Genomic DNA, 21,271 nt, shown 5'->3' on the forward strand with positions numbered 1-21,271 from the left:
CTGAAAACAATGATAATTAGATCCCTGAAAAAAGAGAATTACAATAGCAAAAGCTCCTCTAATTTGGGGAAAGAGGAGCTTTTAGGTAGGTTGGTTATCAGTAGTAAATTGATAAGCAAAAAAAGAGTGTAGTTGAGTTTGGAGTTATTGTAAATGTTTCTCAGTAATGTAAGCTTATCTCCGCGGGTCTGATTGCCTATTGGAAAAAACACTCAGACCCATTGCAGAAATAAAATGATTGGTTAATTGAAATAAATGGGTAATTGATTTTATGTTAAGAAACAGAAACTGATTGCTGTTTCTTTAATTCTTTTTTGGTTAAATCTCTTGTAAGCCATCCGCTTCTTCCTGCAGTAGCAATTGCATAAGGAGTAATCCAGAATAAGGTAAATGCATAGAATAAACTATAAGGATACGCCCATAACGATTCTGAAGCACTATGTTTTTTAGCATAAAAGAAAGCTTGAATACTAGAAAATACTAGAATACTCATCATCGTTGAGCTAATAAATAGTATGGGATAGGTAAAAATGAAATATAACATTAATAATGTTGCAGGATATGCCATCACCATTTTAAGCCACTGATTCATCAATAGTATTCTGGTTCCTGTCTTAGTGCCTTCTCTAAAATTTCCAAAAGCGAATTTACTCATAGCAATATTTTCTCTAATATTACTGCGCTCCCATCTGATAAACATTTTGTATAGATTTTTATAGCGCTCTGGTGTATTCGTATATACATATGCGTTCTTCTGAAAAAACACTTTATATCCTTGTTTCAATATCATATTGGTCATAGCACGATCTTCCCCAATTTTAGATACTTGTCCTAAAAAGGTTTGCGTAATCCATGCTGCGCGACAGTTCATAACTGCTTCTCTTCGATATGCTGATAAGGCACCAGGTGTACATAATACGGATCCGATAGCACTCTGAGCAGAGCGTATAAATTCAAAACTAAAAGCAAAACTTACATTTAGCATTCTTGGAATTAGCGCTTTATCTCTATTTAAAACGCGCACATTACCAGCTACTGCTCCACATTCCTCATTTACTACAAAAGGAGAAGCCATTGTACGTAATGTATCTTTTTTAACAATAGAATCACTATCTACCGTGATAAATACATCTCCCATTCCTAGATTAAATCCTCTGTACAGCGCATGTCTTTTCCCTCTATTCTCTGGTTGTTGATAGATAGAAACCCGATTTCCTAATTCCTTTTTAGCTTGTTGCATCCATTGCCAAGTGTCATCCTGGCTACCATCATCTATAGATATGATTTGTAATTTCTCGATCGGATAATCGCTTTCTGCAAGACTATGTAATGTTTTATACACCAATTCGCCTTCATTGTATGCTGGCACAATCACTGTACATAGCGGTAATTCTTTATCAGATACCGTGGCAATTGTTTTATAACGGAGATATAAAAACAAAATATACACTAAGAAACTTACTTTGATCAACAATAATGTTACTCCAGAAATCATCAACGTAATTCCCCATGCAGTGTTCATTCTTTGTAAATGAATTTCTTCAAAATAAGGTTGTAAAAAATACAATAAAGATGCTGATCCGAATAATATTAAAAACGTAACTAACAAGATAAAAGAAGACGAAGCATTCTGAATTTTATACTTCAAACGATTCCCTAATGAATCCTCTATTATTGGTGTTTCCGTTATTCCTATCGATCTTGATATTTCCATAGTGTTTTTTTATTTCCACACTAGCAAACCAAAATTGATACCATTTGCAAAGTTCCTTGAAATACAAGGTTTTAAAGAATATGCCAAAAAATAAAAGTGTGTATTTTTTACACAACTGTGTATTTGCACCACAATAATTCCACAGTTCTGAGGGTAAAAAAATGAAAGTTTTCTACAAGTATTACAAATACCAATTCATTCAACTAACATCAGAATGTTTTGTTATTTTTGTGATATCTAACAAATGAAACGACGACTAAAAAAATACCTACGCCTCTTATGGCAATCTGTACTCTTCTGGGCAATAGCTATGGGATTGTTCTCAATCTTTAGGTATTATGGAATTGATGAAGAAGAAGGTTTTACGGTGATTCCCGAATATAGTGGTCCTCAAGGAACATTAAGAGCATTAATGGGATTTAGCAGTATAGGAGCACTTTTGGGTATCGTGTATGCAACCATAGATATGTTCTTTGATAAATACAGTTCTAATAGGATTTCATTAGTCTACAATATTATCATCCAAACGCTGCTCTATTTCATAACTACAGTCATCATATTTACCATTATTATGGATATTTTTTCTGAGCTTTATAATCTCAAACTCAATACGGATACTGGTTGGTGGAGAAGTAACAAATCTTTTTGGGCTACAATTCTTTATATGGTGATGTTGTCTTTTGTATTTTCTTTTATTACAATTGCTGCCGAAAAGTTTGGAAGAGGTGTATTTATTAAAATGCTTTTTGGAAAATATAAAAATCCACAAGAAGAGAAACGCATTTTTATGTTCTTGGATCTTAAAGATTCGACTACCATTGCAGAGCAGCTTGGACATTTTAAATACAGTCAATTCATACAAGATTGTTTTTATGATCTCAATACGGTAGTTCCTAAGCATGAAGCTGAAATCTATCAGTATGTTGGCGATGAAGCAGTCTTAAGCTGGCCTTATAAAAAAGGATTGGCCAATAATAACTGTGTCAATTTATTTTTTGCCTTTCAACAAAGGAAACAACAAAAAGCAGATTACTACAAAAAGAAGTATGGTATCATTCCAGAGTTTAAAGCTGGATTGCATGGAGGCGTTTTAATGGTTACCGAAGTGGGTGTCATTAAAAAAGAAATCGCCTATCATGGGGATGTAATTAATACTTCTGCCAGAATTCAAGCAGAATGTAATAATCATAAGGTAAAACTTTTGATTTCTGAAGATCTATTGAAAGATATGAGTTTTACAACTTCATTAACTACCAAATTCTTAGGAAGTGTACTGCTCAAAGGGAAACAACATGAGGTAAATATCCATACGATAAAAAAAGTTTTTTAATTTTTTTATTACTCAAAATCAAACACTTACATTCAAAAACCAACAATTCTTACATTTTTCTGTAGGAAAAAAGTAGGGTGTATTTCTATCCATATGTTTTAGGTACAGAAACAGGGTCATTGATGATTACAAAATTTATGACTCATTAAATCTGAAATAATTATGAATCGTACACTAAAACAACATTTGCAGTATAGTTCGCAATCCGTACTTTATTGGTCTATTGCAATGGTATTATACGCTATATTCAGATTTTATGGAATTGAAGAAGAAGAAGGACTTACTATTATCAAAAAATATGAAGGAACTTTTGGAGTAATTCATTACACCATTAAGTTCATTAATATTGGTATTCTTATTGGATTATTGTATGCGGCAATAGATTTTATATTCGATACCATTTCTAGTAAAGTATCACTTACTAATGATATCATATTTAGAACATTCTTTCACTTCTTAGTCACACTCATAGTATTTACCAACATAAAAGATATATATGCTGGAATCTCAACTATAGAACATCAAAAATATAATGATTGGTGGATATCAGATAAATCCTTTTGGACCTTCTTATTGTTTATCATTATAGGATCTCTTGTCTTTTCTTTCTTGAAAATTGCTAATGAAAAATTTGGTAAGGGAGTTTTTATCAAGATGCTTTTAGGAAAGTATAAAAATCCACAAGAAGAGAAACGTATTTTTATGTTTCTAGATCTAAAGGACTCCACCACAATTGCTGAAAAACTAGGACATTTCAAGTACAGCCAGTTGATACAAGATTGTTTTTATGATCTAAACAAGGTAGTCCCCAGACATAATGCAGAAATCTATCAGTATGTTGGAGATGAAGTGGTATTGAGTTGGCCTTATAAAAAAGGATTAGCAGATAATAACTGCGTCAATCTATTCTTTGCTTTTCAGCAACGAAAACAACATAAATCAGCATATTATCTCAAAAAATATGGAGTAGTTCCTGAATTTAAAGCAGGATTACATGGAGGAAAATTAATGGTTACCGAAGTAGGATTGATCAAAAAGGAAATTGCATATCATGGAGATGTCATCAATACATCTGCACGTATCCAAGGGCAGTGCAATGCTTATCAAGTTCCTTTATTGATATCTGAAAAGGTAATTCAAGATCTTAAGATCAGTGCAAATCTTACGTGTCAGTTTATAGGAAGTGTGTTGCTAAAGGGTAAGCAACAAGAGGTAAACATCCATACTATAGCGAGGGTTTAGATTGCGAGGGTTCTGGGGAGGATCCAAGCAAGCCGAGGCTTACGATTTGTTGTAGGCTTCGGTTTTTTTGTTTTAGGGGGTGATTGGTATAATTTGATCACCCTTCGAGTAACACTTAGACAAGCTCAATGTGACATCTCAGGGTTCGAATATGCACGAGGGCTGAGGCTCTCGAAGCCCGGCAAGCTAAAATAGTATCATTAGACTCAATAATATCACCCTTCAAGGACCTTAGGGTTCGAATATGCACGAGGACTGAGGTTCTCGAAGCCCGGTGCCGCAACCAATAAAGACTAGAATTTATCTCTATATGCCATAGATAATCCAGGTAATGTATCAAGCTCTCCTCTTATTAAAGCTTCTTTTTTAGCTCTATTCCAGCCTTGTACTTGCTTTTCTCTATAGAACGCAGTATCAATTCTATCATACTCTTCATAGTATATCAACTTTACAGGAAGTCGTTTTTTAGTATGATTTGCTCCTTGACCATTTTGATGTTCTTCTAATCTTTTCTCTAAACATTTTGTACTTCCAGTATAATAACTCCCATCATTACACTCAAGTATATACATATAACCCTTCATTTATTACTTAACTAAATGTTCTATCATTATATGTTTTGAAAAGAAATTGTGTTACCCTGCTTCATTCATTAGGAGTAATTAGACTACTTTTCGAGTAACCTAAGGGTTCGAGAGCCTCACCCTTTTATAACATCCAAGGGCTGTACTTCGACTATCGATAGCTATAGGGAGAGCTAACACGAAGCTTAGTTCTAAACTAAATAAAGAATACATAATTCAGGGTTCGAGAGCCTCACCCTTCGATAAATTACGAGGTCCTCACCCTTCGAGCGACCTCAGGGTTCGAATATACACGAGGGCTGAGGCTCTCGAAGCCCGCATGACAAGCTCAGAAAATATCATAGAACTCAACAACATCACCCTTCGAGTAGCACTTCGACAAGCTCAGTGTGACACCTCAGGGTTCGAATAAATCTGAAGACCGAGATCCCTCCTTAGGCGGACACGCCTCGAAGCCCGGCAGACCTAAGTTATTTCTCGAAATCTTCTATTTCAATTATAAAAAATAAGACGCAACAGCGGCTATGATGAGTAGTGCCAGTGCAATGATCACTCTTTGCAAACGTACCTGATCAGAGTGAATCGTACATTTCTGGGGATTGTTTTTTAACACTTGTAGAGGCACGCTACTACCAATCTTTACATTGTCAATATCACTGGTAGTTTTCACTTCCGAGTAATTTTTTCCATCAATAGTATAAGACAACCCTATTTTAATAGCCTTTTTGCCACCTTTCAAGACTTTATCAGCTTGACTCAATACAACGATAGCATTTACAGTAACCGACTGATATTTAAAAACAAAAAATAAATATCCTACATACAAAGTGTACGATAACAACAGGGCTACTATGATCGTCATATAAATGGTCATAAATTCTTAGTCTAGGGCATATACATATAATCCGTGCATTTTTGCAAGGTTTCGTTTTCCCTTCATGATTCGGTGCATACAATGATTGAATTAGTAGTAAACAAGCACATGCAACTAAACAACCATTACCTATACAAAGATACGGTTTATTACCATAGAAGTAAACAGCTGCTAAACAGGGATTTAATAAAAAATTACTAAAAAACACATTTTATTTTTTAACACCGGTTAACATATAATCCAATAAAATGAGGATCATGCAAACTGCCGTCATTATTTGATATTCATTCCCGATGACTCGAAATACTACTAACAAAACTCGAATACATCTCAAAATAACCCATCTTAACTTTAGAACGTCTTTATAAAAACAAGATTTGAGCTAAGCCAACCAGCGAATCCGTTAAAAAATTAACACTTTTTAATCGTATGGGGGTACCCTATAAGGTACCCTCCACCCACCTTCGAGGTACCTAGGGGTACCTTCTGAACTAGGTAGTACGAAGGTTTGAGGTAAGTGCCACTATGCTCCAAGGTTCGTTTCACTATGCTTTTTGGTAGGCGGTTGCTAGCTTTGGGGTACCCCATACCACTATTTGAGGTACCCCTAACGAAGCTCCGAGGTGTCTTGTCCTGAAATAGGTTTACACAAAAAGTGTAAAAATGGATAGATATTTAAAGACAACAAAGATTAGATACAGCGAAGATTTCAAGCTATTTATTTGCAAGGAATTCATGACTGGGAATTATTCTCTGACTTCTCTTAGGAAGAGATATGATATTGGTGGTAAAACTACGATTTCCAAATGGCTAAAGAAATATGGTTATTTAACTCCTAAATTAGTATCTTCCTGTGGTATGGCAGCTGAAGAACCAAAACCATCTAATCCGGATAAATCTCGCTCTCAATTAGAGAAAGAATTGCAGGAAGCTAACTTATTGGCTAAAGCTTATAAAAAGATGATTGAGATTGCTGAACAAGAGCTTAAAATCAAGATCATAAAAAAGTCCAATACCAAGTAATCCAAGAGATGAAAAACACGTATCCAAAGATAAGTTTAGGCAGAATCTGCCGATTACTTGGTGTTACTCGTCAAGCATATTATCAATATTTTTGGTATCGAGAACAACTTTCTTTTGAAGAAGATTTAATTGTATCTGAAGTTCATAGGATACGAAAAAATCATCGTCATATGGGAGGCAGAAAACTCTATGAACTTTTACAGCCATTTCTTATGGAACATCAAATAAAAATAGGTAGAGATCGATTATTTGATATTTTATCTGCCAACAATCTTTTAGTTAGGCGTAAAAAGAAACAAACAATAACTACAAACTCTTTTCATAGGTTTAAAAAATACCCAAATCTTATCAGAGAGTTTATTGCTAGCAAACCTAATCAATTATGGGTAAGTGATATTACCTATTGGAAAATCAAATCAGGTTTTGTTTATATTAGTTTGATTACAGACGCATATTCTAGAAAAATAGTAGGATATCATTTAGCAGATAATTTACAAACTTCAGAGACTATTAAAGCACTACAAATGGCTATAGGAAGCATACATGAAAATAATAGTCTCAAATCCAAATTAATACATCACTCCGATAGAGGAACACAATATTGTAGTAATGAATATGTAAAGTTATTACAAAATACTAATATCAATATTAGTATGACTGAAAATGGAGATCCTCTAGAAAATGCAATCGCAGAAAGAGTTAATGGAATTATTAAAGATGAATACCTTAATCACTATCAAATAGAACATTTCGAAGATGCAAAAGAAACAATAGATATAGTTATTAATTTATATAATAATGAAAGACCACATATGAGTATTGGAAACCTAACTCCAGATCAAGTACATCAAAACAACATAAAAACTGAAAAATTATGGAAAAATTATTACCTAAAAAGTCCTGTCATTGTAAACCAATAATAGGATTAAAAATATGTGTAAAGTTATTTTAGGATTAATATAAAATATGTAAACTTTTTTTAGGACGACACACTATAAACTATGATAAGGGTACCTCTAATCCTCGGATAGGGTACCCCAAAGCTAAGAACAACCTAGCAAAAAGCATAGTGACACCAACTTCAAAGCTTCGTACTACTTACCTCAGAGATACTTAGGGGGTACCTCTGAGGTAGGGAGAGGGTACCCTTTAGGTACCCTAAACAACCTATCAATTGTTAATTTTTTAAGAAATCATTACCATGATACTCCTCGAAGTTTGTAACTTCGAGGAGTATTCGAGAAAAAAAGTTCAAACAATAAAATCAAAGACACATTCCCGATAACGCTTATTAAAATTAGTTTTAATATGAGATATTTTATATTATCTTTTTTTATAATACTAAGTTCCTGTAATACGGAAAACAATAATTGTAATCAAAATAATTGTGATGAATTAATTCTAACAAACAAAACAATTAAGACTGTTAATGGTATAAATTCAATTTACTTAAAAGATAAAGAAAGCTTAACTAATATTTGTAATCTTCTAAACAACCATAATAAAGGTATAAATGTAGAAGTCAGAAATAATAAAGGCTTTATTGAGGTAGCTTGTGCGAAGAACCGAGAAACATATTTTCATATAATTTTTTCAAAAGCTAATGGTCCTATCATAAGATATCAAAGAAAATATTATAAAAATGATGAACTTGTAAATCTTATAGGATCTCATTTATATCCTGATAAAGCTTTCTAGCACCTCACAACCTAAACCAGAAGCCTAAAATCCGATACCTGACTACAAAAGGAAGAAAGGAGTTAGTGAACGGAATACTGAAGTTACAAGCAGAAAAATGAAATTGAAAACCCTCAGACACCTGACACCAGACATTCAACTTAACCGGACTTCGAGAACATTTCGACAAGCTCAATGTAACACCTCAGTCCTCGGACATACAACACCCAACACCTAAAACCTAACTCCCAATACCTCTCATCCGACATTCAACTTAACCGCACTTCGAGAACATTTCGACAAGCTCAATGTGACACCTCAGTCCTCGGATATCCGACACCAAACACCAGAAACCAGATACCTAACATTAAAAATCAATAAAAAAATACCTTTTTTGGTGGTAACATTTTTGTGGTTCATGACACTATATAGTAGGAAACCATTTGTAAGAGGAAAACCATCACAATAATCGATTGCTTTTTAGTATAATTTATAAGCTTCTATTATCTTTGGCGGCTCATTTTGTGGTAGATACAAAACATAATTTATGAAGTATAAAAAGTTAATTGTTATAGTAATTAGTGCCGTAAGTATTGTTAGTTGTAGAAGCATTTCTGTAAATAAATCTGCTATGCATACAGCTACCACTACACCAGTAGCTTTGGGAGTGATTGGAATTCACGAAAATCAAATGCGTAACACCGATTTTCAAGTAACAACAATACCTAACTATAAACAAAACATTCGCGTAGGAGTTACTTCTGTTCATTTTGATAATACTACCTTCAAAGCATATCTACAAAGGTCTTCACAAAACAAACAACAAATCAAATACGTTGATTCTTTAGAAAAGAAACCTCAGTTTATAAAATTAGAAATCATCGATTGGGTTGGTCTCATCTCAGAATTAGAGCAGGATCATAACCAACAAACAATTAGCTATTTAAAGAGACAAAAAGATGCAGAGATTATTGCTTCTGTATCTATGGCAGTAAATCAACAAATCCTTTCAGATATACAAAAAGCTGAGGCTGTGTTTTTAGTAAATAAAAACTACAAACAATACGAATTAGCATTGGTAAAAAATGGAAATACCTATAAAACCATAGATTTTGCAGATACTGCCCTATTCGGTTATCGATTATCTTATTTCTGTTGGGGAGAAAACGAAAAAAGAAGAGTATCCTTATTTGATATTGTAGATGAAAATGATAAATGTCCTAAGAATACCTATAAAAATGCAGAAAAAGCAAGAGAAAAAATAAATTATTTTAAACTTTAAAAGTCTATCCAGTAGATGAATTGACTTAGTTTTCAATTCAGAATGAAAGCGAAGGCCTATTAAAATTATATAGAAACACATGAAAAAGCAGTTCTTATATATAACAATACTATTACTCTCACTATACGGCTGTGAAGAGATTCTATTTGAAGAAGATATTACAGAAGACACTGTATCCCTAATCGCTCCATCAGATGGTACACAGGTAGAAAATACTTCACTAAACTTTAGCTGGAATACCGTAGATCAAGCAACTTCGTATCGATTACAGATTGCAAGACCTACTTTTGAAAATGCAGAACAGATCGTAGAAGATACTACAGTTACTACTGCTAGTTTTAGTACTACATTGACAAAAAACAACTATCAATGGCGAGTACGAGCTCAAAATTCTGGTTCTCAAACAGCATATACAACAGCAAGTTTTAGCATTATAGAAAGTGAAGATTTTTCTGCTAGAGAAGTACTATTATCTTCTCCAGCCGATAATATGATTTCAAACAATACTTCCGTAAACTTGCAATGGCAAGCCGTAACCGATGCTACTGCGTACAGAGTTCAGCTGGTAGATGATAGTGATCAAGTAATCTCTGAAGAAACTACTGCCAATACCACTATTCAACTAACGTTCCCTGAAGGAGTAACCACTTGGCAAGTTCGTGCTGAAAACGATACTCAAAACACTTTGTATTTTAGTAGAACTCTTACTATAGATAGTATGAATCCATTAAAACCAGTTACTACTGCTCCTGCAGATCTGGCTACGCTTACAGACACAGCAGTATCCTTTACCTGGACAAGAGAAGCTCTGGAAGGAACTACAGAATTTGATAGCATTTATATCTATAGAAATGAACAACTAACGGATTTGGTTATTAAGGATCAAGTAACATCTCCTGCGGATATTACACTCGAAGCTAGTAATACTTATTATTGGTTTATAAAAGCTTTTGATGAAGCGGGTAATCAAAGTGAAGCTAGTGATACGACAAGTTTTACCATAAATTAATCATATGCTAAAAGGTAAAAAAGGAATATATGTATTGCTACCATTAGTGGTATTTATTTGGGGAGCTATTATTTATCAGGTAGTAGATGCTTTTTCTGATGAAGATCCTGAAATTGCAGATATCACCAATGTATCTTTTGCCAAAATAGAAACGAAAGAACGAGAGAAATTCCAGATTAGCACTGTGAATAGAGATCCTTTTTTAGGAACTATATACAAACCTAAAAAAGTAGTACCCAAAACAACGACTCATGTAAAAAAACAGGAAATAACTTGGCCCTCTATACAATATAAAGGTTATGTAGCTGCTCAAAACAGGTCTTCTACGATCTTCTTAATAGAAATTAACGGATCAGAACAGCTACTAAAAATCAATGATACTTTTGCTGATGTCAAACTAATAAAAGGATCATCGACTACAGTTAAACTGCGATATAAAGGTAAGAACAAACAGTTCCAAATTTTGAATTGAAAGTCTCTTATAAAATAAAAGCTCAGGCAATGCAATTTGCATTGTTAGTATCGGTAATTATTGCCATACTACTCAGTGCATTTTTATTACTAACCCATGTACAGTCTTTTTTTAGGATAAAATCACAAGAACTAATCTCGGCTACTGAATTGGCCAACAATCAGTTATTAGCTTCTTTACAAACACCTACAATATCAGATGATACCATCCAGAATACTTTAGATTCAAAAACCACAAAACTGATCTCGAATTATCATGGTGTTTGGACCAAAACGGTATCAGATGTTATCGTCAAAAACAGAAAAGTGAGTAAAGTTGCTTTTTCAGGATCTGAAACAGATATCAAAACACCTAATATATACCTAGCTAATAAAAATGCTCCACTAGTGATTGTAGGCAACACACGATTAGAAGGTAATAGCTACTTGCCTACTCAAGGTATCAAAGCAGGAAATATTTCTGGTAATTATTATCAAGGATCTTCTTTATATTATGGTAATGTGTATGAAAGCAAAGAAACCATTCCAACACTTGAAGATACTTGGATTTCATATATAGAATCTCTTACGAAAGGTATACTGATCGATGAAGAATTGATGATTCCCTTAGCAAACGAAGTGTTGAATTCGTTTTATAATACCCCTAAATTAATTTATAGTACGGAAACTATCTTTTTAGGAAACGAAAGAATAGCTGGTAATGTCATCGTACAATCAGCCTCCAAAATAATCGTTGGTAGTGCAGCAAAACTTACGGATGTCATATTAATTGCTCCAAATATTGAAGTTCAAAATAATGTAGTAGGTAGTTTTCAAGCTATTGCAACAAAAAAAATAACAATCGGAAAAAGGTGTCTCCTCTCCTATCCTTCTGCATTAGTACTATTGGACAAAAACAAAATGAATACGAATCAGGATAACGCTGCATTACATAAAAATCCAGATTTTACGATTCACAAGAACACACAGATTGAAGGTACTATAGTCTATATCAAACTAAAAGAAGAGGTGCAAAACAGAACGAAATCCCATATAAAAGTTGATGAAAATGTGAACGTTATTGGAGAGATTTATTGTGATGGAAATATAGAGTTTTCAGGCGTTGTAAAAGGTTCTTTATATGCACAGCAATTTGTAACGAAAGCTTCCGGATCGATCTATCTGAATCATTTATATAACGGAAAAGTGTTGAAGAATCCTATTATAAAATATGCAGGATTACCTTTTACAGAAACTAAAAAAAATGTGGCTAAATGGTTATACTAAAAAAAATACGTGCAGCTACGCTTATTGAAACGTTGACAGCTTCGGTACTGATCATCATTGTCTTTATGATTGCTAGCCTTAGTTTTAATAATATTTTTAGTAATCACTTAAGCGGAGATCGAAGTGCTATCGAAAATAGAATTAAAGAATTAGAATATCAGGTATTACATCAAAACATAAAATTACCCTATACTGAGGATTTTGATACTTGGGAAATAGAAATCACAACCAAAAACAATACTCATATTCTGAAATATAGTCAAAAAGAAAATACATACGAAAAACAATTAATAACACCTTGAACACTTCTTCTCATAAAATAAAAGCATTTACATTGACCGAAATGATGGTGGTATTGGTAATTACTGCTATTGTTGTTGGTTTGGCTTTTTCTGTATTGAGTTTGGTACAGAAAAATATGAGAAGTATTGAAAATAATTATGAGTATCAATCAAATATACAATCATTAGAAGTTGCCTTAACTATAGCTTTTAATCGATATCCTTTGGTAACATGGAATGCTAAGAATACTACTTTATCCTTCTCTTCACCAACTCAAGAAATACACTATATTTTCACAAAGGATAGTATCTATAATGATAAGAGTTCTTTCAAGCTACAAACAAAAAATATTCAGTATTTTTTTGAAGGTAAAGAAGTGAATAACGGAAGTATTGACGCTATTAAATTGAAATTTATGAATACTTCCGATACGCATAGTACATTTGTATATAAACGCAATGATCCAACAATCTATTTCTGAATATGGGAATTAAAATACAAAATACAAAGCAAGCAGCTACTGAAGAGAGTTCTTTTGATATTTCAGAAATATTAACCAAAGAGATTACCCTATTTGGAAATGCTTTTAACAATAAGAAAAAAGAGCAATGGTATGCGGAACTAAGTGTATTACTAAAATCTGGTATTGATTTAAAAAGTGGTTTAGAGTTATTATCAGAAACTCAGAACAAGGAAAAAGACAAAAAACTGATGAGTACCATGTTATCAAAATTAATTGATGGAACGTCTTTTTCGGAAATTCTAAAAGCCGATAAAAACTTTACGGATTACGAATATTATGCTGTTAAGATCGGAGAACAAACAGGAGAATTAGCTCAGATCACCTTAGAATTAAGTGATTTTTATAAAAGAAAAAATGATCTTAAAAGAGAAATCATTTCTGCACTTACTTATCCTGTTATCGTACTATTAACAGCATTGGTTGTTATATTTTTTATGTTACGATATGTGGTACCCATGTTCGTAGACATATTTAAACAAAATAAAGTAGACCTTCCTGGAATTACAGAATCTATTATCAGTTTCTCCAATTTCTTCGGAAAACATGGCTGGATAATTTTAGGAGTTATCATTGTTATTCCAATCATTATCTCTTTTATATCCAAAAAGAAATGGTATCGAAAGATAGTCGGTACTATGCAGTTAAAAGTACCTATTTTAGGAAATTATGTGAAACGAATTTATATGGCGCAGTTCACGCAAGCTTTATCGTTATTAACGTATGCGAAAGTACCAATGGTAGATAGTATCGATCTTGTAAAAAATATGATTAATTTTTATCCACTTCAGCAGGCATTACACAAGACCAATCAAGCTGTAATAGCAGGTGATAAATTAAGTGATTCTTTTGCTAAAAGTAGCATCTTCGATAAAAAATTGATCGCTATGATTCGAGTGGCGGAAGAAACAAATCAAACAGAGTTTATTTTTCAGAAACTAAATGAACAATACAACCAACAGGTAAAACATCAATCACAAGTAATATCCAATGTATTAAACCCAATACTTACTATTTTGGTTGGTATCATTGTAGGTGTAATCCTTATTTCTATGTATTTACCAATGTTTAGACTAAGTAGTGTTATTGGATAACTTTAATAGAATCAAGCAGACATGACACTAGTTCTAATAGAATACTCATCGATACTAGATAAATTGCTCAATGAGTGTATTTGATCAGACGTATTACTGATGATATCTTCATAGTATGCTAATGTTTTAGCATCAAAACCAGGTGTATCCTCTGCCGTAATTTTGAAAATATCCATTTGATATATAAAATTATTCAGGATATGGTGACTAGAAGATAACATAGCTTTGTAAATTCTAAGTTTCGCTTTTTCTAATTTTAATTCTTTAATGCGCCTGCGGGTATCCAGCGCTAGAAAAATACCAAATATTAATAAAGGGAGAATAAGTTCATCGAATCGCAACCGCTCAATTTTAGAAAGTGCTATGACAATATATTTGAAAATATCTAATTCTAAAAAAACAGAAGTGAAATACACGAAAATGGATAGTGCCAATCCAATAATCGTAAGCTTGTAGTTGTTCATTATAGGGGTAACCAGTTTAAATTAATGACGATTTGTGACATGTTTTAATACCGTATGATACATCTATTTTAGAAATAATATCATATAAAGATCCAATGTTAAGCTTGATAAATGTACACAAAAAAATAATAAAAAAGCATTTTAGACATAATTTATTAACAATGCATGCATAGTTATTCACAATTTCTATCTAAAGTATTTTCCTAAAAGAAGAGAAGACTATAATACTCACTCAAGCCTAAACATTTTATTTTCAGATATATATAAAAAAAATCGACTACGGTACACATACCCCTATGAAACCGTAGTCATTGATTTATAAGCAAAATTGTTTATTTGATTAAATGCCTACCTTATTTATCAAAATCAATGTTTGCTATATATATGTGTCATTTGTAACAATTATGTTACCCCCATTTTTCATCTTTTTTCGTTTTTTTTCAAAAAAACTTTTTCAAAGGATAAAAAGTAATGGTAAAAAGTAAAATGCAAGGCCGTTATGTCTCCAATTTTCAGATTATTATGCTACTTCTTCTCCTATTGAAGCTTCCCAAATTCGAAACCATTCTTCATCAGAAATTTGAACTGCTAAGGAATCTACGGCAGATTGAATTCGATTTATTTTAGTAGATCCTATGATTGGAAGTATTCCTGATGGGTGTTTCAACATCCAAGCGGTTAATATTTGATCAGCTGGGACATTATATTTACCCGATAATTCATCAACAACTTTATTAATCCTAACTATCTTTTCTTCTGGTTCTTTAGCAAAGAACTTTCCACCTGCTAAAGTTGAATATGCCATAGGCTTTATATGATGCTTTATACACTGATCTAATGAACCATCAATAAAAGGTTGTAAATGTATCGGCGAAATTTCAATTTGATTTGTTTGTAAAGGAAACGAACTATGCAACATTTCAAACTGAGTTGTGGTAAAATTAGAAACTCCAAAATGTAATACTTTACCATCAGCCTTTAAACCTTCAAACGCCTCCGCAATTTCCATAGGATTCATTAACGGGCTTGGTCTATGAATCAACAACATATCTATATAATCTGTTCGCAAGTTTTTTAGTGATTGCTCCACAGATTCAATGATATAGTTTTTTGTTGTTTTATAAGATTTTATGTGATTATCCGGTCTATTTGGAGTAACCAAACGGATACCACATTTAGTAACTAGTTGTATTTTTTCTCTTAATGCATTGTCTTTAGCGATGGCATTACCAAACAAAGCTTCTGTAGTATAATGACCGTATATATCAGCATGATCAAAAGTAGTTACTCCAATAGACACACAATCTTTAATTAACTGTTTAGATTGATCTACTGTTAGATTTGCTCCCCAAGCTCCCCAATTCATGCATCCTGCTACTATTCTTGAAAATATAGGGCCGTTATCTGAAACTTTTGTTTTCATGACGTTCAATTTAAATATTTGGTTGTGGTTAATTTTAATAATTTATTGCCTCATAAATCAATCGCTGAATCTCAGATCGAATATCATTAGAGATCAATTTCCGATTCGCAGAATCAGGGAAAGTTCGATTACTTAGAAATACATAAATAATTTCTTCATCGGGATCTGCCCAAGTAAATGTTCCTGTAAAACCACTATGACCGTAACTGTTCATAGAAATACAGCCACATGTAGGACCAACATCTCCTAATTGTGGTTTATCAAACCCTATTCCTCTTCGAACTTTCTTATGACAATACGAGCAAGTATTAAATTCGGCAATAGTTTGACTGGAAATGTATTGTTTGCCACCATAATATCCACCATTCAAGTACATCTGCATCATTTTAGTGACATCATTCGCATTTGCAAACAAACCTGCATGCCCACCAATACCTCCGAACATAGCTGCTCCTTGGTCATGGACATAACCATGAATAATTTCTTTTCGATACGCCTGATCATTTTCTGTTGGAACAATTCGCTTTTTATCGAATTTATTAAGAGGAAGATATCCCATATTATTTGCCCCCAAAGCTTTATACACATGTTGTTGGGTTAAAGCATCCAAGTTATTCCCATAATGTTCCTCAATAAAAGATTTCATTAAGTAATAAGGCAGATCACTGTATTTATAACTTAATCTACTTCTAAGTTCACTATCTTTAATACGCAACATCAAAGAATCTTTCATATCACTTCTGAGATATAAATTACCTGTTACTCTGATATTAAAGTCATCTGACTTTTTGTTACGATAATACTTTTTGTCAGGTTTTGTAGTAACACTATCTAGTGTTTTTAAGAAAAACGGAATCCATGCTCTTAAACGAGCATAATGAGATAACATAGATCTTACCGTAATATCCTTCTTATTAGAATCTTCAAAAGAAGGTAATAACTCTCCTACTCTACTATCTAAGGAAATAATTCCTTTGTCCTTCAACTCCATTGTAAGCGGCAAAGTAGCGAGAATTTTAGTTAACGAAGCAAGGTCATAAATATCTGAGCTCTTAACTTTTCGGGACTTTGCATAAGTATGATATCCATAATTCTTATTAAAAATAACTTTACCTTTTCTCGCAACCATTAGTTGAACGCCTGGAGTCATGTTCTCTTTAAGCGCAATATCCACAATAGAATCAATTCGCTGCAGTTTATGACTGTTCATACCAACAGTTTCAGGTATTCCATAGGTAAGACGTTTTAACGATCTTGTTTCTAAACCTGTTCCCAAAGGAAAATCTGTTCCTAGACTTACTGGAAGTTTTCCTTTGGCTTCTAATGCTCCAAAAAGTAATTGCGCTGCTTTTTCTTGAGCAACATCACTGTTTTGATAGGCCATCAAAATCCCTTCAAAATTTGTTGTCGTTTGAAGGTCGAGCATCGCATAAGGTCTAGAAAATATACTAAGCACTGTATTGTTGAGTCTTGCGATTTCGTATAACCAGACCAGTTCTTTATCCTTGAATTTATAATCTTTCCAGGGATTATCGTTTGACTTATGCAAACCAACAATTACATAATTATAGTTTTTAAGTTGATCTAATATATCCGGAAGCTGATTACCTTTTACCCAATCGACCTTAGCGTATTTGTTCAATTCTTCTAGAAAAACTTCTCCAGAATCATCTCCTAACGACACATATGCTATTTTTTTGAGATCTAAATTTTTCACTGGTAAAATAGCACGTTCGTTTTTCAACAAAGTCAAAGAATTTTCTACTAATTTGTGATGCAATACTTCATTTGCTACACTATTTAATTCTTCAATAAGATACTCAGATTTTATAGGCTTATAAGAATGCAAACCAGCTTTGTACTTGGCCATCAAAATCTTTTTAACAGAACGTGCTAATCGTTGTTCTGTAATTTCTCCTGCATAATATGCAGAAACAATCTTTTGCGAAGCCAAAGGCACATCTTCAGATATCAATAATATATCATTCCCTGCTTTGAAAGCTGCTAAATCAATATCTCCTGGAGCTTTAAAATTTGAGGCTCCTTTCATATTTAAAGCATCAGTAATAATCAATCCCTCAAAACCTAGAGTGTCTTGTAATATATTGGTAACTACGTTTTCTGAGATAGAAGAAGGATATCCGGATCTTGGTTCTAGACTTGGTATATTCAAATGTGCTACCATAACACTAGACAATCCCTCTTTTATTAATTTTCGATAAGGGTACAACTCTATACTATCAATTCTCTTTTGATCAAAATTTATCGTTGGCAATGTCTTATGAGAATCACTATCCGTATCTCCATGACCTGGAAAATGCTTCGCRCTAGCTAGCACCCCTTCCTTTTGCATTCCTTTCATAAATGCCAGCGCCTTCTCTGTAACGTTGTCTTTATCCTCTCCGAAAGAACGGTTACCAATAATAGGGTTCTTAGGATTAGTATTCATATCTACTACAGGAGCAAAATTAAAATGAACTCCGAGTCGTTTGCAGTGTTTAGCAATTTGGCGACCTGTTTCTTCTATCAAACTATTATCTTGGATCGCTCCCAAAGTCATATTCCAGGGAAACGCTTTGGTGGAATCTAATCTCATTGCCAATCCCCATTCGGCATCCATTCCAATGAGCAATGGAACCTTGGATAATTCCTGATACTCATTATTTAATTTAGCTTGACGTTGTGGACCACCTTTTGAAAATATAATTCCACCTATGTGAAATTCTTCTATTAACTTTTTTATTTTATCTGTTTCTTTCTTCGGCTTGGATGAAAACACATCTACCATAAAAAGCTGCCCAACTTTTTCTTTTAAAGTCATTTTATTATAGATACTATCCACCCAAAATCGTTGATGATCATAATCATCTTTTACGATTAATGGATTGACTTGAATAGTATCAACAGTTACATCGGAATTTGTAGAATCAATGTTTTTTAAAGCAACGGTATCCTGAATAGTCGGAATATCAGATTCTTGCGAAAAAACCGAGATAGTGAAGATAAAGACTAAAACAGAAAGGTATTTGGTAAACGTATATCGCACTAAGAATTAATTTAAAAATCGGTTATGCCAACTATCTTTTGCGGGTACTTCCCAATCTGTTTTGTATTCAGCTATATTAGTAACTAGATTATTAAAAACAATTGTATTTGGAGATACAGACCTGTTTTTTGCCATTTTTCTAAAATCTGTAAGCGATTTATAAGCTACGAACTCTCCTTGTTTATAGGAAACATTCATTTTGTCCATTAAATCCACATTATAATCACTTTCTAATTTTTGAATAAAATGCACAGAGGCATCTATAGAACACCCTGTTGCTTGATTCAAATTTTGATCTAACCCAATAGTGATAAAACGTTTATACTTGATATCAAAACCTGCTTTTAGATTTGCTCCATGAGCAGTCCATTGATTTATAAAGGTTTCTAGTTTTTCTTTTATTTCTTCTAACTCTTCTTTTGTAAAAGATCTGTTGGCCTGATAAATCCAAACTCTTGATGTATCTGGCAACTCATTAAAATCTACTAACATCTACTTTCTTTTTATTTCATAAAATAACAAAAAGTATTCCTAATTGTTGCAACAAAAAAGAGTTAATATGAACAAACATATCAACTCTTCCTTTATTTTTAGAAATCTTTAAAGTTCTAACTATAAATCTTGAGCATTCGCAATTAATTCTGCGACATCTAACACCTCAATACTATCCTCTTTTTCCTTATTCTTTACTCCATCTGTCATCATGGTATTACAAAAAGGACAACCTGCTGCGATAATATCAGGTTTCGTTTCTAATGCATCTTCTGTTCTTTCAATATTTACATCTTTGTTACCTGGTTCAGGTTCTTTAAACATTTGCGCTCCACCAGCTCCACAACAAAGTCCATTGCGTCTACTACGCTTCATCTCTGTAAGTTCTACTTCTAATTTTTGAAGTAGCTCTCTAGGAGCTTCGTACACATTGTTAGCTCTACCCAAGTAGCAAGGATCATGAAAAGTTATTCTCTTTCCTTTAAACTTTCCTCCTTCTACAGTTAATCTACCATCATCTAACAGTGATTTCAAAAACTGTGTATGATGCATAACTTCATAGTTCCCTCCTAATGAAGGATATTCATTTTTCAACGTATTAAAACAATGAGGACAGGCGGTAACTACTTTTTTGATTTCATAAGCATTCATTACCTCGATGTTGGTAACTGCTTGCATTTGAAATAAAAATTCATTTCCTGATCTTTTTGCTGGATCTCCTGTACAGCTTTCTTCGGTTCCTAATACAGCAAAGTCTACTTTGGAACTATGTAATAATTTTACAAAAGCTTTTGTGATTTTCTTAGCTCTATCATCAAAACTTCCAGCACATCCTACCCAAAATAAAACCTCAGGCATTTTGCCTTCAGCCATATACTCTGCCATTGTTGGCACCTTTACCGCTTCACTCATATGTTTATACTATTTATATATCAATTTGTTAGAAAAATTTTCTAACAAAAATTTATTTAATCGTGTTTTCCATCATCAAAAACCTCAATAGTCACAACTCTTTCTACTAATTCAGTAAACTTACCAGTATATCTAGTTGCTTTTACCAAGTGATTATCTATCCAATGATAGTTTCCTCCTCTAGGTTTCCCCATTAAAAGGCTATGGTATTTAAATCCATGCTTGTTTAACCAAGTTTCAGTCACATCTCTGTGCTCTTCAGTTCTTGAGGTAAAGAAACAAATGATATGACCTTCCTCGTACCATTTATTCAAAGTGGCTAAAGCATCTGGAAAAGGTTCGCAAGTTACCATACGCTCTGGTTCTTCGTTAGGAACATCTTCTGTGATTGTTCCATCGATATCAATAAGGTAATTTTTGATACCTTCAGGTAAAACAGGACTGATATGTTCACCAGCTTCTACCTTTTCATGCAATAATTTCTCTACTTCTTCCTTCTTCATAATTTCTAAATTCTCTTAATTTTTAAATATTTATGGTTAATAGTTAAGGTTAATATTCACAAA

21 protein-coding genes are annotated in these 21,271 nt (G+C 33.0%); 12 read left to right on the forward strand and 9 right to left on the reverse strand.

What is annotated here, in order from left to right:
• Nucleotides 1–274: 274 nt before the first annotated feature.
• Entirely contained in the window at nucleotides 275–1,714 is a 1,440-nt protein-coding gene (locus GBO31_RS15455) for a glycosyltransferase (RefSeq protein ID WP_219009266.1), read from the reverse strand.
• 244 nt (nucleotides 1,715–1,958) lie between these two features.
• Between GBO31_RS15455 and GBO31_RS15460 the strand changes: the two genes are divergently transcribed.
• Together GBO31_RS15460 and GBO31_RS15465 are read left to right on the forward strand one after the other, a co-directional pair.
• Nucleotides 1,959–3,044 carry an adenylate/guanylate cyclase domain-containing protein gene (locus tag GBO31_RS15460; RefSeq protein WP_219009267.1) on the forward strand — a complete coding sequence of 362 codons (1,086 nt, stop codon included), beginning with the start codon at nucleotides 1,959–1,961 and terminating at the stop codon, nucleotides 3,042–3,044.
• A gap of 162 nt (nucleotides 3,045–3,206) precedes the next feature.
• On the forward strand, nucleotides 3,207–4,286 hold the full coding sequence (locus GBO31_RS15465) for an adenylate/guanylate cyclase domain-containing protein (RefSeq protein ID WP_219009268.1): 1,080 nt from the start codon (nucleotides 3,207–3,209) through the stop codon (nucleotides 4,284–4,286).
• A 293-nt stretch (nucleotides 4,287–4,579) separates the two neighbouring features.
• Here the strand turns inward: GBO31_RS15465 and GBO31_RS15470 are convergent, their stop codons facing one another.
• Nucleotides 4,580–4,858, reverse strand: coding sequence for a GIY-YIG nuclease family protein (locus GBO31_RS15470; protein ID WP_246615889.1), 279 nt, complete (start codon nucleotides 4,856–4,858; stop codon nucleotides 4,580–4,582).
• A 508-nt stretch (nucleotides 4,859–5,366) separates the two neighbouring features.
• The gene (locus GBO31_RS27045) at nucleotides 5,367–5,744 is read right to left on the reverse strand and encodes a DUF3592 domain-containing protein (RefSeq protein ID WP_246615890.1); all 378 of its coding nucleotides are present in this window, start codon (nucleotides 5,742–5,744) and stop codon (nucleotides 5,367–5,369) included.
• A 663-nt stretch (nucleotides 5,745–6,407) separates the two neighbouring features.
• On the opposite strand from GBO31_RS27045, the gene GBO31_RS15480 reads away from it, so the two are divergent.
• The 10 genes from GBO31_RS15480 to GBO31_RS15525 all read left to right on the forward strand — a co-directional run bounded on the left by GBO31_RS15480 (nucleotide 6,408) and on the right by GBO31_RS15525 (nucleotide 14,368).
• Nucleotides 6,408–6,767, forward strand: a complete 360-nt coding sequence (locus tag GBO31_RS15480) for a hypothetical protein (protein WP_219009270.1) — start codon at nucleotides 6,408–6,410, stop codon at nucleotides 6,765–6,767.
• An 8-nt stretch (nucleotides 6,768–6,775) separates the two neighbouring features.
• Nucleotides 6,776–7,687, forward strand: a complete 912-nt coding sequence (locus tag GBO31_RS15485; RefSeq protein ID WP_219009271.1) for an IS3 family transposase — start codon at nucleotides 6,776–6,778, stop codon at nucleotides 7,685–7,687.
• A 388-nt stretch (nucleotides 7,688–8,075) separates the two neighbouring features.
• Nucleotides 8,076–8,465: a hypothetical protein gene (locus tag GBO31_RS15490; RefSeq protein ID WP_219009272.1), complete on the forward strand. Its 390-nt coding sequence runs from the start codon at nucleotides 8,076–8,078 to the stop codon at nucleotides 8,463–8,465.
• A 526-nt stretch (nucleotides 8,466–8,991) separates the two neighbouring features.
• Nucleotides 8,992–9,726, forward strand: coding sequence for a hypothetical protein (locus GBO31_RS15495; RefSeq protein ID WP_219009273.1), 735 nt, complete (start codon nucleotides 8,992–8,994; stop codon nucleotides 9,724–9,726).
• A gap of 79 nt (nucleotides 9,727–9,805) precedes the next feature.
• Nucleotides 9,806–10,735 (forward strand): hypothetical protein, encoded by a 930-nt coding sequence (locus tag GBO31_RS15500; RefSeq protein ID WP_219009274.1) that lies wholly within the window; start codon nucleotides 9,806–9,808, stop codon nucleotides 10,733–10,735.
• Nucleotides 10,736–10,739: 4 nt separating this feature from the next.
• Complete coding sequence (locus GBO31_RS15505) at nucleotides 10,740–11,207, forward strand: hypothetical protein (protein ID WP_219009275.1); 468 nt, start codon at nucleotides 10,740–10,742, stop codon at nucleotides 11,205–11,207.
• Nucleotides 11,208–11,236: 29 nt separating this feature from the next.
• Nucleotides 11,237–12,472: a polymer-forming cytoskeletal protein gene (locus GBO31_RS15510; RefSeq protein ID WP_219009276.1), complete on the forward strand. Its 1,236-nt coding sequence runs from the start codon at nucleotides 11,237–11,239 to the stop codon at nucleotides 12,470–12,472.
• Nucleotides 12,460–12,774 (forward strand): hypothetical protein, encoded by a 315-nt coding sequence (locus GBO31_RS15515; RefSeq protein WP_219009277.1) that lies wholly within the window; start codon nucleotides 12,460–12,462, stop codon nucleotides 12,772–12,774. The genes GBO31_RS15510 and GBO31_RS15515 overlap by 13 nt, the downstream gene beginning before the upstream one ends.
• The gene (locus GBO31_RS15520; protein ID WP_219009278.1) at nucleotides 12,771–13,235 is read left to right on the forward strand and encodes a PulJ/GspJ family protein; all 465 of its coding nucleotides are present in this window, start codon (nucleotides 12,771–12,773) and stop codon (nucleotides 13,233–13,235) included. The genes GBO31_RS15515 and GBO31_RS15520 overlap by 4 nt, the downstream gene beginning before the upstream one ends.
• Nucleotides 13,236–13,237: 2 nt before the next feature.
• Nucleotides 13,238–14,368, forward strand: coding sequence for a type II secretion system F family protein (locus GBO31_RS15525; RefSeq protein WP_219009279.1), 1,131 nt, complete (start codon nucleotides 13,238–13,240; stop codon nucleotides 14,366–14,368).
• A gap of 11 nt (nucleotides 14,369–14,379) precedes the next feature.
• Here GBO31_RS15525 and GBO31_RS15530 read toward each other — a convergent pair whose 3' ends face one another.
• The 6 genes from GBO31_RS15530 to GBO31_RS15555 form a co-directional block, all read right to left on the reverse strand.
• On the reverse strand, nucleotides 14,380–14,832 hold the full coding sequence (locus tag GBO31_RS15530; RefSeq protein ID WP_219009280.1) for a hypothetical protein: 453 nt from the start codon (nucleotides 14,830–14,832) through the stop codon (nucleotides 14,380–14,382).
• Between the two features lie 520 nt (nucleotides 14,833–15,352).
• The gene (locus GBO31_RS15535; RefSeq protein ID WP_219009281.1) at nucleotides 15,353–16,255 is read right to left on the reverse strand and encodes an aldo/keto reductase; all 903 of its coding nucleotides are present in this window, start codon (nucleotides 16,253–16,255) and stop codon (nucleotides 15,353–15,355) included.
• A gap of 34 nt (nucleotides 16,256–16,289) precedes the next feature.
• On the reverse strand, nucleotides 16,290–19,301 hold the full coding sequence (locus tag GBO31_RS15540) for a glycoside hydrolase family 3 N-terminal domain-containing protein (RefSeq protein WP_429725812.1): 3,012 nt from the start codon (nucleotides 19,299–19,301) through the stop codon (nucleotides 16,290–16,292).
• Nucleotides 19,302–19,307: 6 nt separating this feature from the next.
• Nucleotides 19,308–19,793, reverse strand: coding sequence for an ABC transporter ATPase (locus GBO31_RS15545; RefSeq protein ID WP_219009282.1), 486 nt, complete (start codon nucleotides 19,791–19,793; stop codon nucleotides 19,308–19,310).
• Nucleotides 19,794–19,913: 120 nt separating this feature from the next.
• A complete protein-coding gene (locus GBO31_RS15550; RefSeq protein ID WP_219009283.1) occupies nucleotides 19,914–20,705 on the reverse strand; it encodes a (Fe-S)-binding protein in 792 nt (263 codons plus the stop codon).
• A gap of 56 nt (nucleotides 20,706–20,761) precedes the next feature.
• On the reverse strand, nucleotides 20,762–21,208 hold the full coding sequence (locus GBO31_RS15555) for an LNS2 domain-containing protein (RefSeq protein ID WP_219009284.1): 447 nt from the start codon (nucleotides 21,206–21,208) through the stop codon (nucleotides 20,762–20,764).
• Nucleotides 21,209–21,271: the final 63 nt, after the last annotated feature.

The organism is Aquimarina litoralis, assembly GCF_019295435.1.
In the GTDB taxonomy this organism is placed as follows: Bacteria; Bacteroidota; Bacteroidia; order Flavobacteriales; family Flavobacteriaceae; genus Aquimarina; species Aquimarina litoralis_A.

Excerpts from the sequence above, each read along its gene's own strand:
- GBO31_RS15470 (WP_246615889.1), bottom strand. The coding sequence starts at position 4,858 with ATGTATATACTTGAGTGTAATGATGGGAGTTATTATACTGGAAGTACA.
- GBO31_RS15525 (WP_219009279.1), top strand. The coding sequence starts at position 13,238 with ATGGGAATTAAAATACAAAATACAAAGCAAGCAGCTACTGAAGAGAGT.
- GBO31_RS15460 (WP_219009267.1), top strand. The coding sequence starts at position 1,959 with ATGAAACGACGACTAAAAAAATACCTACGCCTCTTATGGCAATCTGTA.
- GBO31_RS15480 (WP_219009270.1), top strand. The coding sequence starts at position 6,408 with ATGGATAGATATTTAAAGACAACAAAGATTAGATACAGCGAAGATTTC.
- GBO31_RS15455 (WP_219009266.1), bottom strand. The coding sequence starts at position 1,714 with ATGGAAATATCAAGATCGATAGGAATAACGGAAACACCAATAATAGAG.
- GBO31_RS15490 (WP_219009272.1), top strand. The coding sequence starts at position 8,076 with ATGAGATATTTTATATTATCTTTTTTTATAATACTAAGTTCCTGTAAT.
- GBO31_RS15530 (WP_219009280.1), bottom strand. The coding sequence starts at position 14,832 with ATGAACAACTACAAGCTTACGATTATTGGATTGGCACTATCCATTTTC.
- GBO31_RS15500 (WP_219009274.1), top strand. The coding sequence starts at position 9,806 with ATGAAAAAGCAGTTCTTATATATAACAATACTATTACTCTCACTATAC.
- GBO31_RS15515 (WP_219009277.1), top strand. The coding sequence starts at position 12,460 with ATGGTTATACTAAAAAAAATACGTGCAGCTACGCTTATTGAAACGTTG.
- GBO31_RS15465 (WP_219009268.1), top strand. The coding sequence starts at position 3,207 with ATGAATCGTACACTAAAACAACATTTGCAGTATAGTTCGCAATCCGTA.
- GBO31_RS15510 (WP_219009276.1), top strand. The coding sequence starts at position 11,237 with ATGCAATTTGCATTGTTAGTATCGGTAATTATTGCCATACTACTCAGT.
- GBO31_RS15550 (WP_219009283.1), bottom strand. The coding sequence starts at position 20,705 with ATGAGTGAAGCGGTAAAGGTGCCAACAATGGCAGAGTATATGGCTGAA.
- GBO31_RS15505 (WP_219009275.1), top strand. The coding sequence starts at position 10,740 with ATGCTAAAAGGTAAAAAAGGAATATATGTATTGCTACCATTAGTGGTA.
- GBO31_RS15485 (WP_219009271.1), top strand. The coding sequence starts at position 6,776 with ATGAAAAACACGTATCCAAAGATAAGTTTAGGCAGAATCTGCCGATTA.
- GBO31_RS27045 (WP_246615890.1), bottom strand. The coding sequence starts at position 5,744 with ATGACCATTTATATGACGATCATAGTAGCCCTGTTGTTATCGTACACT.
- GBO31_RS15555 (WP_219009284.1), bottom strand. The coding sequence starts at position 21,208 with ATGAAGAAGGAAGAAGTAGAGAAATTATTGCATGAAAAGGTAGAAGCT.
- GBO31_RS15535 (WP_219009281.1), bottom strand. The coding sequence starts at position 16,255 with ATGAAAACAAAAGTTTCAGATAACGGCCCTATATTTTCAAGAATAGTA.
- GBO31_RS15545 (WP_219009282.1), bottom strand. The coding sequence starts at position 19,793 with ATGTTAGTAGATTTTAATGAGTTGCCAGATACATCAAGAGTTTGGATT.
- GBO31_RS15495 (WP_219009273.1), top strand. The coding sequence starts at position 8,992 with ATGAAGTATAAAAAGTTAATTGTTATAGTAATTAGTGCCGTAAGTATT.